The organism is Streptomyces spiroverticillatus (assembly GCA_014650415.1).
Classification (GTDB): Bacteria; Actinomycetota; Actinomycetes; order Streptomycetales; family Streptomycetaceae; genus Streptomyces; species Streptomyces spiroverticillatus.
Map to the genome: position 1 here is coordinate 155,795 of BMUX01000017.1, position 13,256 is coordinate 169,050.

The window sequence follows — 13,256 nt, forward strand, 5'->3', positions numbered from 1 at the left end:
AACGCACAGGACGCGAAGCGGCCCGGGACGGACTCGAAATCCGTCCCGGGCCGCAACAGCTACAACTACAGATCCACCACGAGCCGCTCGCCCCGGGCCCGCGAGACACACGGGTACATCACGTCCGTACGCCCGCGCTCGTCCGGCGGAAGCACATGATCGCGGTGCTCGGGCGTCCCGTGCAGCACCCGCAGCTCACAACTGCCGCACAGCCCGTCCTCGCAGGACGCCGCGAGACCGGGCGCCTCCTCCCGCAGCGCTTCCAGCGCCGACCGGTCGGCCGCCACCCGCACCACCGCACCGCTGCCCGCGAGTTCGACCTCGAAGGGCAGCTTCTCGCCCCCGGCACCGTCCGCGTCGGCCTCGAACCGCTCCAGATGCAGCTTCCCCGCAGGGCAAGCGCTCTCCATCAGCTCCTCGACGGCCCGCATCAGCCCACCGGGGCCGCAGCAGTACACCGCCGTGCCCGCCGGGGCCGCCGACAGATGCGCGGCCAGGTCGGGGCGGCCCGTCACGTCCCGTGCGTACGTCCGGACGCGCTCGGCCCCGTACCGCTCCACCTGCTCCAGGAACGCCATCGACGAACGGCTGCGGCCCACGTACACCAACCGCCAGTCCGCGCCCCGGCGTTCGGCCTCCTCGATCATCGGCAGGAACGGGACGATCCCGATGCCGCCCGCGACGAACAGGAACGCGGGGGCGTCGGCCAGCGGGAAGTGGTTGCGCGGACCGCGCACCGCGAGCCGGTCCTGCACCGACAGGCCGTGGACCTCGGCCGAACCGCCCCTGCCCGCCGCTTCCCGCAGCACCGCCACCCGGTACGCCGAACCGTCCGCCGGATCGCCGTACAGCGAGTACTGCCGCACCTTCCCCGACGGCAGCACCAGGTCGATGTGCGCACCCGGCCGCCACGGCGCGGTGGCGGCCCCCGAGACGGGCACCAGCCGCAGGGCCACCACACCGTCGGCCGGCCTCTCGACGGCCGCGACCCGCACCGCCACGTCCGTGGCCTTGACCCCGCCCGCACCGGAACCGGAGGCCGGGACGGGCCCGGCCGCCCGGGTCTGCGCGTACCGGCGACCGCGACGGGTGCGCCCCCACGGCTTGTACACCGAGAGCACGCCCGTGAAGACCAGCACGGCGAACACCGGCGGCACGGTCCAGGCGAGCAGCGTGCCCTCCGTGCCCGGCCGGTAGACGCCGCCCTCGGCCGCGGCGGCCTTCTCGGCGGCCGTCAGCACCAGCGGATGGGTGTACACCCAGGCGAACGCCGCGACGCCCAGGGTCAGCACCCACTTCACCAGCACCCACCAGTGCCGCATCAGACCCCACGGCGTGCCGCACCCCAGCAGCACGCCACTGGCCCCGCAGACCAGGCTGACCAGGGAGACGGTGCTCTCGTCGAAGACGTACATGGCGTAGTACGCGCCCTCGGCCACCCCGGGGTCCGAGGTGAGGTACCCGATGAGCGCGAGCGTGGCCATCGACATGGACAGGCCCACCCAGCCGACCGACGACAGGATGTGCACGGCGAGCGTCACCTTGCGCCCCCTGCCGCCGAGCCGGAACGGCTTGCGCGCCGGCCGTGCCGGGGGAGCGTCCGGCGGACCCTGGCCCTGCGACACCTCCTGCGGGACGTCGGGGGCCGAGGAGGACGGTTGCCGGATCAGGGTGGCCAAGGCGGCCTCGCTTTCATCTGGTTCATTTGGTTCATCTGGGGGGGGGTGTGGGGACGACGCGCCGTCAGGCGGTGGGCACCTCGATGCCCTTGAGGTACGTCGCGAAGGACTGGAGCCCCGGGTGCTCGGCGCGGAGCGCCTCGATGTCGGCCCGGTACCCGTGCTCCTGGAACCACTCGAACATCAGGGCGATGTCGGGGGCGTTGGGGATGTACGGGTTGTGCGCCACCGCGTCCAGCGACAGCTCCTCGAACCGGGCCGGCAGACCCGAACGCGCCGCGAACGCCTCCGCGATCTCCGTCGCCGTCAGGGCGTCACCGGCGATCTCCACCGACCGCCCCACGTACGTCTGCGGCCGGTCGAAGGCCTCCGCGGCGAAGAACCCGATGTCCTGGACCGCGATGAACTGCACCCGCGTCCCGGGCTTCAGCGCCAGCCGCACCACCAGCGTGCCGTCGACCAACTCCGGCCCGTGAGCGGCGAAGTTGTCCATGAAGAACGTCGGACGCAGCACCGTCAACGGCACACCGGTGCCCGTCAGATACCGCTCGATGCCCCGCTTGGAGTCGAAGTGCGGCACCGCGCTCTCCCGCTCGGCACCGCCCACCGACGTGTACACCACATGGCCGACCCCCGCCGCCTTCGCGGCCCGCGCGAGCGCCCGGCCCTGCCGGACCTCACCCCCCAGACCGGCCGGGGTCATGAAGTTCTGCACCGCGAACAGACCGTGGAACCCCTCCAGCGCCGAACGCAGCGACGACTCGTCGTCCAGATCGCCGCGGACCAGCTCCACCCCCAGATCCGCCAGCGCCCGCGCCCGCTCGGCGGCCGGGTCACGCACCAGCGCCGCCACCGGCCGGCCGCGGCCGATCAGCTCACGGACCACCGCCCCGCCCTGCAGACCGGTCGCGCCGGTCACCAGGATCCTGCTCATCTGACACTCCTTCGGATACGCAGCTGCGGTGCGGCTGCTGCTCAGCGGAACAGGGCCGCGTTCTCCACGGCCCACTGGCGGTAGGGGCGCGGCTCGCGCCCGGTCAGGTCACGCACCGCCCGCGTCGGCCTGGCCCACGGCACCTCGGGGCTGTGCAGGGCCGCCACGTTGGACTCCGCCGCCGCACGGTCCCCGGTGATCCTGGTGAACACCTCCACCACCTCCTCGGGCGGCGCCACCGAGAACTCCAGCTCCCGGCCCAGCACTTCACCCAGAATCCGGGCCTGCTCCTGCGAGGTCAGCGTCTGCGGACCGGTGAGCAGGTACGACTTCCCCAGGTGACCGTCCTCGGTCAGGGCGACCACCGCGGCCGACGCGATGTCGAACTCGTCGATCGGAGCACCGGGGTTGTTGCCGATCCAGCAGCGCACCGCATCCGCGTCGCGGACCGTGGCGATCCACCAGGAGGTGTTGGCGTGGAAGGGACCCGGCCGCAGAAACGTCCACGGCACCCCGGACTCCTCGATCGCCGTCTCGGCGGCCCGGTGCTCGTGGGCGATGCCGTGCGGCAGCGGATGCTCGATACCGCCAGACGACAGCAGCACCAGCCGCTGCGTCCCGGCCGCCCGGGCGGCGGCCGCCACATGCGCCGCCTCACCGCCCACATCACCGGAGAGCACCACCAGCGCCGCCGACACCCCCTCGAAGGCGGCCCGCAGCGAGGCGGGATCGGCAGGACTGCCCGCCACCACCTCCACACCCGCAGGCAGCCCCGCCTCCTCGGGCGCACGGCTCAGCGCCCGCACCGGGTGGCCCAGCGCGAGCAGCTGATCCACCGCCTCCCGGCCGACCTTGCCGGTGGCTCCCGTGACCAGGAACATGCTCATGCCCGCCAGCCCTGCGGCTCCGGCCACGGGGAGCCGAGCTGCCGGTACGTGCCCTGGTAGTCGGGCCAGTCACGGTGGTCACGGATCTTGCCGTCGACGAAACGGATGAGGTGGATCTGCTCCCCGGAGAACACCCGCCCGGTGGCGGCCATCCCCACGAGTTCGCCCACGTGACGGCCGTACAGCACCAGCGAGGCGCGCACCCACTCCCCGCGCTCCTCCAACTGCACCTCCTCCAGGCGGGCCTCCTCGGAGAACGTCATCCGCAGCCACTTCACCGCCATGGCGAAGGAATCGGGACCACGCAGGTCCATGTGCTCCATCGAAGCGGGATTCAGGTAGTCGGCGTGGATGTATTCCGCCACGTCACCGGTTTCTCCGGTGTTGTACGCCTGGATCATTCGGCGCACGGCGTCGATCTGACTGCTCATCGCATTCCTTCCGCAGGAAATGTGCTGGGCTTTCGGTCTTTCGTCATCCTGCGCGGAAAGAAGCAGGGCGGACAACCTCCCGGAATATCCCGGGAAGGGAATTCGACGCAGCATGCACCGGTAATTGAGCTGAATTCGAGCGAGACTTTTGCGGCACTGCGCCCACCCCTTCCCTCCAGCGCCGCTCGGGCGGCCGTCGAGCGTGCCGGGAAAGGGTCGGACCCACCCATGCCCTTCACGGAGGTAGACCCATGACGACACAGACCCCCACGGTGGCCCTGGTCACCGGCGGCACCAGCGGGATCGGACTGGCCGTGGCGCGCGACCTCGCCGCCCGCGGCCATCAGGTCTTCCTCTGCGCACGCACCGAGCAGCAGGTCAAGGAGACGGTGGCCGACCTGCGCGCCGAGGGCCTCGACGTCGACGGCACCGCCGCCGACGTCCGCGACCCCGCCTCGCTCCAGGCGCTCGTCGCCGCCGCCGTCGCCGCGTTCGGCCCGATCGGCATCCTCGTCAACAACGCCGGGCGCAGCGGCGGCGGCCCCACCGCCGACCTCACCGACGAACTGTGGGACGACGTCATCGCCACCAACCTCACCAGCGTGTTCCGGCTGACCCGCGAAGTCCTCAAGAACGGCGGAATGGAAGGCTCCGGCCGCGGCCGGATCATCAACATCGCCTCCACCGCGGGCAAGCAGGGCGTCGTGCTCGGCGCCCCCTACTCGGCCTCCAAGCACGGCGTCGTCGGCTTCACCAAGGCCCTGGGCAACGAACTCGCCCCCACCGGCATCACCGTCAACGCCGTCTGCCCGGGATACGTCGAAACCCCCATGGCCCAGCGCGTGCGCTCCGGCTACGCGGCGGCCTACGACACCTCCGAAGAGCAGATCATGCAGAAGTTCACCGCCAAGATCCCGCTCGGCCGCTATTCCACCCCCGAAGAGGTGGCCGGCCTGGTCGGCTACCTGACCACCGACACGGCCGCCTCCATCACCGCACAGGCCCTCAACGTCTGCGGCGGCCTCGGCAACTTCTGATCCCCGACGACCGGCCCCTCCGGGGAAGGCGGGAGAGCCGCCGCGGCCCACGGCCGCGCCCTCCCCGGGGGTTCCCCGCAGCGCAGGCAAGAGAAGCCGTACGACCGCCCCGGCTCTCCCCGGAACCCCACCGGGACCCGAACCGGGAAGACCGGAAGGGTCCTTTGCATGAGCCTGACTCGCAGCACGCCGCAGCCCGGACCGGCCGCGACCGACGCCGCACCGCGCTCGGCCGGCGCCGTACCTCGACCGGCCGACGCCGTACCGCGCTCAACCGATGCCGTACCGCGCCCGGCCGACGACGTACCGCTCTCGACCGCACTGGCGATGGCCTCGTTCCGCATCTCCCGCGGAAACCCCACCACCGAGGAGACGGCCGCCGTGGCCGCCGTACTCATGGCAGGTCTGCGCCGGCTCCACGACAGCGGTCCGGCCGCCGCCGCACCCCGGATCCTCAGACTTCCCCACCCCACCCGGCCCGCCTACCGCGCGCCGGGCTCCTGGGCCTCCTGACCACACCTGTCCACAGTCCCGGAGGAACCCATGACCATCAGCGACGTCTCTCCCGTCCGCATCCAGGACCGCACCGCGGAACTGGCCGAGATCAAGGCCCGCGCCGCCGCCGGACCCGACCCGGCGGCCACCGAACGGCAGCACGCCAAGGGCAAACTGACGGCACGCGAGCGCATCGAGACCCTCCTCGACGAGGGCTCCTTCCACGAGATCGAGGCACTGCGCCGCCACCGCGCCACCGGATTCGGCCTGGAGGGCAAGAAGCCCCACACCGACGGAGTCGTCACCGGATGGGGCACCGTCCACGGCCGGACCGTCTTCGTCTACGCACACGACTTCCGCATCTTCGGCGGCGCCCTCGGCGAGGCCCACGCCCAGAAGATCCACAAGGTGATGGACCTCGCGCTGTCCGCGGGCGCCCCGCTGGTCTCCCTGAACGACGGCGCGGGCGCACGCATCCAGGAGGGAGTCACCGCCCTCGCCGGCTACGGCGGCATCTTCCGGCGCAACACCCGCGCCTCCGGAGTGATCCCGCAGATCTCCGTGATGCTGGGCCCCTGCGCGGGCGGCGCCGCCTACAGCCCCGCCCTCACCGACTTCGTGTTCATGGTCCGCGACATCTCACAGATGTTCATCACCGGCCCCGACGTCGTCAAAGCCGTCACCGGCGAGGAAATCACCCACAACGGCCTCGGCGGCGCCGACGTCCACACCGCCGTCTCCGGCGTGGCGGCCTTCGCCTACGACGACGAGGAGAGCTGCCTGGAAGACGTACGTTTCCTGCTGTCGCTGCTGCCCTCCAACAACCGCGAAACCGCCCCCCGCGAGGAGACGGCCGACCCCACCGACCGCCGCACCGACAACCTCCTCCACCTCGTCCCGGCCCACCCAGGCCAGGCCTACGACATCCGTGCCGTCATCGAGGAGATCGCCGACGACGGCGAGTTCTTCGAGGTCCAGCGAGCCTGGGCGCAGAACGTGGTCTGCGCACTGGCCCGCTTCGACGGTCACGTCACCGGGATCGTCGCCAACCAGCCCGTCTCGGCGGCCGGCGTCCTCGACATCCACGCCAGCGAAAAAGCCGCCCGCTTCGTCCAGTTCTGCGACGCCTTCAACATCCCGATCCTCACCCTCGTCGACGTCCCCGGCTTCCTCCCCGGCGTCGACCAGGAGCACAACGGCATCATCCGGCACGGAGCCAAACTGCTGTACGCCTACTGCAACGCCACCGTCCCGCGCATCCAGCTGATTCTCCGCAAGGCCTACGGCGGCGCGTACATCGTCATGGACTCACGCTCCATCGGCGCCGACGTCTCCCTGGCCTGGCCCACCAACGAAATCGCCGTCATGGGCGCCGAAGGCGCCGCAGGCGTCATCTTCCGCCGCGAGATCGCGGCGGCCGAGGACCCGGACGCCGAACGGGCACAGAAGATCAAGGAGTACAAGACCGAGCTGATGCACCCCTACTACGCGGCCGAACGCGGCCTCGTGGACGACGTCATCGACCCGGCCGAGACCCGCTCCGCGATCATCGGCGCACTCACGATGCTGCGGACCAAATACGCCGACACCCCCTCCCGCAAGCACGGCAACCCGCCACTGTGAGGCGACGGGACGTTCAGGGTCGTCCCACGTCCCAGCAAGGCTTGAGCGGGCCCGCCTAGCGTGGGACGCATGAAGGCTCTCGTCCTCTCCGGAGGGTCAGGCACCCGTCTGCGCCCCATCACCCACACCTCGCCCAAACAACTGGTGCCGGTGGCCAACAAGCCGGTCCTCTACTACGTGCTGGAGGACATCGCCGCCGCCGGCCTCACCGAAGTCGGGATCGTGGTGGGGGAGACCGCCGAGGAGATCCAGGACGCGGTCGGCGACGGCTCGAAGTTCGGCCTGCGCGTCACCTACCTGCCCCAGCAACTCCCGCTCGGCCTCGCGCACGCCGTACTGATCGCCCGGGAGTTCCTCGGCGACGACGACTTCGTGATGTACCTCGGCGACAACTTCATCGTCGGAGGCATCTCCGAGCTCGTCGAGGAGTTCCGCGCCGAGCGGCCCGACGCCCGCATTCTCCTCACCCGCGTACCCAACCCGGTCGCCTTCGGAGTCGCCGAACTCGACGCCGAAGGCCGTGTGGTGGGCCTCGAGGAGAAACCCCGGCAGCCGAAGAGCGACCTGGCCCTCGTCGGCGTCTACCTCTTCAGCGCCGCGGTGCACGAAGCGGTACGCGCCATCAAGCCCTCCTGGCGCGGCGAACTGGAGATCACCCACGCCATCCAGTGGCTGATCGACCACCGGCACGACGTCCGCTCCACCACCATCGACGGCTACTGGAAGGACACCGGAAACGTCACCGACATGCTGGAGGTGAACAGGCTCGTCCTGGAGGGCATCGAGGAACGCGTCGAGGGAAGCGTCGACGCGGCCAGCGAGGTGATCGGCCGCGTCCGGATAGAAGCCGGCGCCCAGGTCCGCAGATCGCGCATCGTGGGCCCCGCCGTCATCGGCGCGGGAACCCTGATCAGCGACTCCTACATCGGCCCCTACACCTCCATCTCCGAGGGCTGCCGGATCGAGGACACCGAGATCGAGTTCTCCATCGTGCTGCGCGACGCCCGCCTCGAAGGCATCCGCCGGGTCAGCGCCTCCCTCGTCGGCCGCAGCGCATCCGTCACCTCGGCCCCACGCATGCCGTCCGGCAACACACTCGTACTCGGCGACCACAGCGAGGTGCAGATCGCGTCATGAGCGCCACATCCCTCCTGGTGACCGGCGGCGCCGGATTCATCGGCTCGCACTACGTCCGCACCCTGCTCGGTCCCCGCGGCACCGACGACGTGACCATCACCGTCCTCGACAAGCTCACCTACGCCGGACACCTCAGCAACCTGGCCGCCGTGGCGGACGACCGCAGATTCACCTTCGTACGCGGAGACATCTGCGACGCCCCCCTGGTCCACGAACTGGTCGCCGCCCACGACCAGATCGTGCACTTCGCCGCCGAATCGCACGTCGACCGCTCCATCACCGGCGCCACCGACTTCATCCGTACCAACGTGTCCGGAACCCAGACGCTCCTCGACGCCGCACTGCACCACGGCATCGACACCTTCGTCCACGTCTCGACCGACGAGGTCTACGGCTCCATCGACCAGGGCTCCTGGCCGGAGACCTCCCCCGTCAGCCCCAACTCGCCCTACTCCGCCGCCAAGGCCTCCAGCGACCTCATCGCCCTCGCCTACCACCGCACCCACGGCCTGGACCTGCGCGTGACCCGCTGCTCCAACAACTACGGCCTCCACCAGTTCCCGGAGAAGATCATCCCCCTGTTCGTCACCACGCTCCTGAACGGCGGATCGGTACCGCTCTACGGCGACGGCGGCAACATCCGCGACTGGCTGCACGTCGACGACCACGTACGCGGCATCGAACTGGTCCGCAGAGGCGGCCGCGCCGGCGAGGTCTACAACATCGGCGGCGGCACCGAACTGACCAACAGGGAGCTGACCGGCCTGATCCTGGAAGCCTGCCGGGCCGACTGGAGCAACGTCCACCACGTCGCCGACCGCAAGGGCCACGACCGCCGCTACTCGGTGGACTGCACAAAGATCACCCGAGAGCTCGGCTACCACCCGACGAAGGACTTCCGCACCGGCCTCGCCGAAACCGTCGACTGGTACCGCACCAACCGATCCTGGTGGCAACCCGCGGCATTGCCGCACGGAAATCTCGATTGCCCTCGTACGGTGCGTGAACTACACCCTTCGATGGATACGTGAATTGCAGGTTGTCCGGATCTCGATCCACCGAACGGTGTACTCCGGTTCCTTCTGCAGGGTGAGGATTCGAGCACGGCGCGTTTCTATGCTGATCAAGAACTGAAACGCGGTGCGCGGAGCAGCGGCGCACGTTCTCGAAGGAGAGTGACCGTACATGAAGCAGGGGTCGAAGAACATGCTGGAAGGTGTCATCACCTTCGCCATCGGCTTGGCCCTGCGCCTCTTCACGGACGGGGTGGAGACCCCCGTCGTCACACTGACGAAGGTCGGCGTGGTGCTGATGTGCGTGGGCGGCGTGCTCGTTGCGATGGGCCTGTTCCAGGCGATGCGCAGCTCGAACCCCGCGAAGGGTGGTTAGAGGCGTCCGTTCGCCGGGCCTCCTGCTTCCAGTACGAAAGGTGATAAGTGATACGGGTCGCCGTCGTGGACGACGAGGCGCTGACGAGAGCCGCACTGCGGCAGATACTCGAGTCGGCGGGTGACATCGAGGTGGTGGCGGAGTGCGAGGGGCGTCACGCCACGAACCGGGTACGGGCGACCGCACCCGACCTGGCTCTGGTGGACGCCGTGATGCCCGACATCGACGGGCTCACTGTCATACGGGCCCTCCTGGCGCTCGATTCGCCCCCGGCCACAGCCATGCTCACCGCCTTCGACGACGGCAGCCGCTTCCGTGACGCCCTGCACAGTGGGGCCGCCGGCTTTCTTGTCAAGGACTCCGATCCGGACATGCTGATCGCTGCGGTCCGTGTGCTTGCCGCCGGCGGCAGTGTGCTCAAGCCGACGGTGCAGCACACCTTCGCCGACACGCTCCGCCCCCATGAGGCGCCGATGCCCTTCCGTGCCACGACCACACCGGCCCGCCTCACTCCACGGGAGCGTGACGTCCTCTGCCTGGTAGCCGTAGGCATGTCGAACGCGGAGACCGCCGCAGTCCTCGGCATCGGCCTGGCGACGGTCAAGTACCACGTTCATTCGCTGCGGGCGAAGCTCGGGGCCAAGACCCGGGTCGCCCTGGCCGTCGCCGCCCACAACATGGGCCTGAACGCCGAAACGCGAGAGCTGTGCCGGCAATCGTGACCAGGCGTCCTGCCGTGACTGCCGGGGTGGTGGCGCTGGTTGCCACGGAGGTGTGGGCCACGCGTTCCTGGGGCAGTTCGTGGGCTCTGGGCGCTAGCTGCCTTGCTGTGGCCGCACTGGTGGTGTGCCGTCGATGGCCGTGGGCGGCACTGATCGCGACGCTTCCCGCTGTATCCCTGGGCTATGTGTGGCTGGCACCGATGGTGTCGCTGTACCACGTGGCTCTGCTCACCGGTTCCGCGTCGACTGCGATCGGTGCGAGTGCGATGACCATCGTGTCCTTCGCTCCCTGGCCCCACCTGGGGCCGGCGGACTGGGCTCCGTCCTCGGTGGCGCTCACCGCCATGTTCTCGGGGCTGGTCTCCATCACGCCCGTGATCCTCGCCCGGCTGGTCGCCTCACGAAGGGACCTACGGGCCAAGATGGCGGAACTCGCCCTGGTCAGAACACGTCAACAGGCTTTCGAGACACAGCAGTTGATGCTGCAGGAACGGACCCGTCTCTCTCGCGACATCCACGACACGGTGGGCCACCACCTCAGCCTGATAGCGCTGCAGGCCGGTGCGCTGGAGGTGAGCCTCCCTCCCGAACGGCGCCCGTCGGTGGCCCTGGTGCGCAAGTCCAGCCAGGCCGCCCTGGCCGACTTGCGGTCCCTGGTCACGGCGCTGCGGACGCCGACCGAACGCACCGAGAGCACGCCTGCTCCGGGGCTCTCCCACCTGCCGACACTGATCACGGCCGCGGGCCCTCATGTCGCCCTGGACATGCGGGACATGGACGGCTTCGCGTGCCCGCCGGCGGTGGAGGGAGCGGTCTTCCGCATCGTCCAGGAATCCCTCACCAACGCGCGCAAGTACGCCCCCGATGCACCTGTCTCGGTGGTCATACGCAGAGCGGGGGCGAACCTCCTGATGGTGGTGCGCAACAGAGCCGGTACGAAAGGGCCTTCAGCGCCCGGCAGCGGCAAGGGCATCCAGGGCATGAGAGAACGCGCGGCGGCGCTCGGCGGGAGCCTGCTGGCTCAGCCGACACAGGACGGCGGATTCATGGTGGAGGCACTTCTCCCTCTGTCAACACCCGCAGATCACGCGTGACAGTGAGCTAATGTAACAAAGATTGACAAAGTATGACTCCTGCTTCAGGATGCTGGAATATTTGATGACCGGCATGGGGCAAGCAAGGAGGAGCAATGTCACGCACAACGAACGTGGTGACAGTCGGCGCAGCGGTCGACTCACGCATAGCGCTGGCCGCCACGGACGAGACCGCGCTGCACGTCGCCACCCGAGCCACGGGTGAGGCCCTGCTGACCGGGCAACCGAGAACGGTGAAGACGCCGGTGGAGGCCGTGAGCGCCGTTCTCGAAGCGGCGTTCGGTGCTCTCGACGACGAACTGCGCAGCACTGCTCCGCTCTACGTGCTCTGCGACGACTACAGCATCTTCGCGGCGCGTCGCCTGGTCACCCGATGTCATGAAACCCACCGGCGCCTGCGACCGTCGGACTCGGTACGTCCGGAGACCTCCGAACTGGTGCGCCCCTATCTCACGGCAGCAGGCCACCAAGGCAGTTGCTACCTCTTGGCCGGAGTCTCCGCCGAGGCCGTCGTGGAACTCGCGACCTCGGCCGGCCATCGAGCAGTGGTGATCTGCGAGCCGGCTCTGCTGCCCGGGGACGACCCTCATCACCGGGACTGCCTGGCCGTGGCCGCCGCATGGGGCTCGGGCGAGCCGCCGGTACTCCCCGCCACGACGTCTGCCACCCCGTCCGCCCTGCTCAACGCCCTGTCCTCGGAAAGGCAGTGGAACAATGCGTGACATCGTCATCAGCGGCATCGGGCTGGCCACCGCTTTCGGGAACGGCACCGCCGCTTTCAGCCAGGGGCTGGCCGAGCGCCGCTGCGCGCTGGAGCGGGCGCGACGTTTTCGTGCCGCCTCCTACCGGGGGCACGCGGTGGGCGAGGTGAGCGGTGAAACGCCGGCAGGAGGCCCCCGCCGACAGGCGTACATGCTCGCCGCGGTCGAAGAGGCGTTGCAGGCGGCCCGGTTGACCGGTCTCCCCGAGGGCAGCCAGGTGATCCTGGTAGGGCAGTCGCCCCTGCCCAAGACCCTCGACGGCGTGGATGCCGACCAGCGCGAGTTCATGGGCCCCACCCGCAGCGGCGCCCTGGGCACCGGCTCCGCGCTGTACATCACGCAGGCCTGTGCCTCGACGCTCTTCGCGGTGAGCCTGGCCCGGGAGATCCTCCGGTCGGGCAACGCGCCCGCCGTCGTCGTGGCGGGCGGGACCGCGCTGAACCCCTACGAGTACGCGAGCCTCGATGTCGTGCGGGCCCTGTCGATGGAACCGGCCCGGCCGTTCGACGTGGACCGGCAGGGAATATCGCTGGGCGAGGGCGGCGGGGCACTGGTCCTGGAGGACGCCGGCCAGGCACGCAGAAGAGGGGCGAACGCAGACCTCGCCGTCGCGGGCCTCGCGTGCCGTCTCTCCGCGGGAAAGGCCGTCGCCTCCGACACGGACGCGATCAGCACGTGCATGCGCGCGGCCATGGCGGACGCGGGAGTCAGCGACCTCGACTACCTGCACGCCCACGCCACCGGCACCCAACAGGGCGACGCCGCCGAACTGCAGGCCGCCGAGCAGATCTGTGCCGAGAACGGACTGGCGCGGTTGCCGATGAGCTCGCACAAGGGCGCCATCGGCCACCTGCTGCACATCTCGGGGGTTGCCGCGATCGCCGCCACCGCGACGGCACTGCGCACCGGCACCGTACCGCCCACCGTGGGGCTGTCCGCCCCCGAAGCCAGCAGCAGGGTCGTCCTTCCCGCCGAGGCCCAGCGGGGCCACCGACTGTCCCACGCGGCAGTCAACAGCTTCGGCTTCGGCGGCAACAACGCCTGCTTGATCCTGAGCCGCACCTGAC

At 69.9% G+C, this 13,256-nt stretch carries 14 protein-coding genes; 10 read left to right on the forward strand and 4 right to left on the reverse strand.

The genetic code is table 11. The features are described from left to right. Positions 1-65: 65 nt before the first annotated feature. The 4 genes from IE269_RS34070 to IE269_RS34085 form a co-directional block, all read right to left on the reverse strand. The gene (locus IE269_RS34070; protein WP_229898426.1) at positions 66-1,679 is read right to left on the reverse strand and encodes a PDR/VanB family oxidoreductase; all 1,614 of its coding nucleotides are present in this window, start codon (positions 1,677-1,679) and stop codon (positions 66-68) included. A 64-nt stretch (positions 1,680-1,743) separates the two neighbouring features. Further along, positions 1,744-2,613 (reverse strand): NmrA/HSCARG family protein, encoded by an 870-nt coding sequence (locus IE269_RS34075; protein ID WP_189827126.1) that lies wholly within the window; start codon positions 2,611-2,613, stop codon positions 1,744-1,746. Positions 2,614-2,654: 41 nt separating this feature from the next. After that, a complete protein-coding gene (locus IE269_RS34080) occupies positions 2,655-3,500 on the reverse strand; it encodes an NAD(P)H-binding protein (RefSeq protein WP_229898425.1) in 846 nt (281 codons plus the stop codon). Then, positions 3,497-3,931: an ester cyclase gene (locus tag IE269_RS34085; protein WP_008404516.1), complete on the reverse strand. Its 435-nt coding sequence runs from the start codon at positions 3,929-3,931 to the stop codon at positions 3,497-3,499. The genes IE269_RS34080 and IE269_RS34085 overlap by 4 nt, the downstream gene beginning before the upstream one ends. 251 nt (positions 3,932-4,182) lie before the next feature. On the opposite strand from IE269_RS34085, the gene fabG reads away from it, so the two are divergent. The 10 genes from fabG (at position 4,183) to IE269_RS34135 (ending at position 13,255) form a co-directional block, all read left to right on the forward strand. Beyond that, the gene (fabG, locus tag IE269_RS34090) at positions 4,183-4,968 is read left to right on the forward strand and encodes a 3-oxoacyl-ACP reductase FabG (RefSeq protein ID WP_189827127.1); all 786 of its coding nucleotides are present in this window, start codon (positions 4,183-4,185) and stop codon (positions 4,966-4,968) included. Positions 4,969-5,136: 168 nt separating this feature from the next. Beyond that, positions 5,137-5,481, forward strand: a complete 345-nt coding sequence (locus IE269_RS34095) for an acyl-CoA carboxylase epsilon subunit (RefSeq protein ID WP_189827128.1) — start codon at positions 5,137-5,139, stop codon at positions 5,479-5,481. Between the two features lie 30 nt (positions 5,482-5,511). After that, positions 5,512-7,086, forward strand: a complete 1,575-nt coding sequence (locus IE269_RS34100; protein ID WP_189827129.1) for an acyl-CoA carboxylase subunit beta — start codon at positions 5,512-5,514, stop codon at positions 7,084-7,086. A 69-nt stretch (positions 7,087-7,155) separates the two neighbouring features. After that, a complete protein-coding gene (locus IE269_RS34105) occupies positions 7,156-8,223 on the forward strand; it encodes a glucose-1-phosphate thymidylyltransferase (protein ID WP_189827130.1) in 1,068 nt (355 codons plus the stop codon). Then, a complete protein-coding gene (gene rfbB / locus IE269_RS34110; RefSeq protein WP_189827131.1) occupies positions 8,220-9,254 on the forward strand; it encodes a dTDP-glucose 4,6-dehydratase in 1,035 nt (344 codons plus the stop codon). Before IE269_RS34105 ends, rfbB begins: the two co-directional genes overlap by 4 nt. 154 nt (positions 9,255-9,408) lie before the next feature. Further along, positions 9,409-9,612: a DUF5708 family protein gene (locus IE269_RS34115; protein WP_189827132.1), complete on the forward strand. Its 204-nt coding sequence runs from the start codon at positions 9,409-9,411 to the stop codon at positions 9,610-9,612. 47 nt (positions 9,613-9,659) lie between these two features. Further along, positions 9,660-10,334, forward strand: coding sequence for a response regulator (locus tag IE269_RS34120; RefSeq protein ID WP_189827133.1), 675 nt, complete (start codon positions 9,660-9,662; stop codon positions 10,332-10,334). 107 nt (positions 10,335-10,441) lie between these two features. After that, complete coding sequence (locus IE269_RS34125; protein ID WP_189827134.1) at positions 10,442-11,428, forward strand: sensor histidine kinase; 987 nt, start codon at positions 10,442-10,444, stop codon at positions 11,426-11,428. Positions 11,429-11,523: 95 nt separating this feature from the next. Further along, positions 11,524-12,150 (forward strand): flavodoxin family protein, encoded by a 627-nt coding sequence (locus IE269_RS34130; RefSeq protein WP_189827135.1) that lies wholly within the window; start codon positions 11,524-11,526, stop codon positions 12,148-12,150. Continuing rightward, positions 12,143-13,255 (forward strand): beta-ketoacyl synthase N-terminal-like domain-containing protein, encoded by a 1,113-nt coding sequence (locus IE269_RS34135; RefSeq protein ID WP_189827136.1) that lies wholly within the window; start codon positions 12,143-12,145, stop codon positions 13,253-13,255. Before IE269_RS34130 ends, IE269_RS34135 begins: the two co-directional genes overlap by 8 nt. Position 13,256: the final 1 nt, after the last annotated feature.

What these genes read in the sequence shown, in the direction of transcription:
- IE269_RS34075 (WP_189827126.1), bottom strand. Translation starts at nt 2,613, where the DNA reads ATGAGCAGGATCCTGGTGACCGGCGCGACCGGTCTGCAGGGCGGGGCG.
- IE269_RS34080 (WP_229898425.1), bottom strand. Translation starts at nt 3,500, where the DNA reads ATGAGCATGTTCCTGGTCACGGGAGCCACCGGCAAGGTCGGCCGGGAG.
- IE269_RS34085 (WP_008404516.1), bottom strand. Translation starts at nt 3,931, where the DNA reads ATGAGCAGTCAGATCGACGCCGTGCGCCGAATGATCCAGGCGTACAAC.
- fabG (WP_189827127.1), top strand. Translation starts at nt 4,183, where the DNA reads ATGACGACACAGACCCCCACGGTGGCCCTGGTCACCGGCGGCACCAGC.
- IE269_RS34095 (WP_189827128.1), top strand. Translation starts at nt 5,137, where the DNA reads ATGAGCCTGACTCGCAGCACGCCGCAGCCCGGACCGGCCGCGACCGAC.
- IE269_RS34100 (WP_189827129.1), top strand. Translation starts at nt 5,512, where the DNA reads ATGACCATCAGCGACGTCTCTCCCGTCCGCATCCAGGACCGCACCGCG.
- IE269_RS34105 (WP_189827130.1), top strand. Translation starts at nt 7,156, where the DNA reads ATGAAGGCTCTCGTCCTCTCCGGAGGGTCAGGCACCCGTCTGCGCCCC.
- rfbB (WP_189827131.1), top strand. Translation starts at nt 8,220, where the DNA reads ATGAGCGCCACATCCCTCCTGGTGACCGGCGGCGCCGGATTCATCGGC.
- IE269_RS34115 (WP_189827132.1), top strand. Translation starts at nt 9,409, where the DNA reads ATGAAGCAGGGGTCGAAGAACATGCTGGAAGGTGTCATCACCTTCGCC.
- IE269_RS34130 (WP_189827135.1), top strand. Translation starts at nt 11,524, where the DNA reads ATGTCACGCACAACGAACGTGGTGACAGTCGGCGCAGCGGTCGACTCA.
- IE269_RS34135 (WP_189827136.1), top strand. Translation starts at nt 12,143, where the DNA reads ATGCGTGACATCGTCATCAGCGGCATCGGGCTGGCCACCGCTTTCGGG.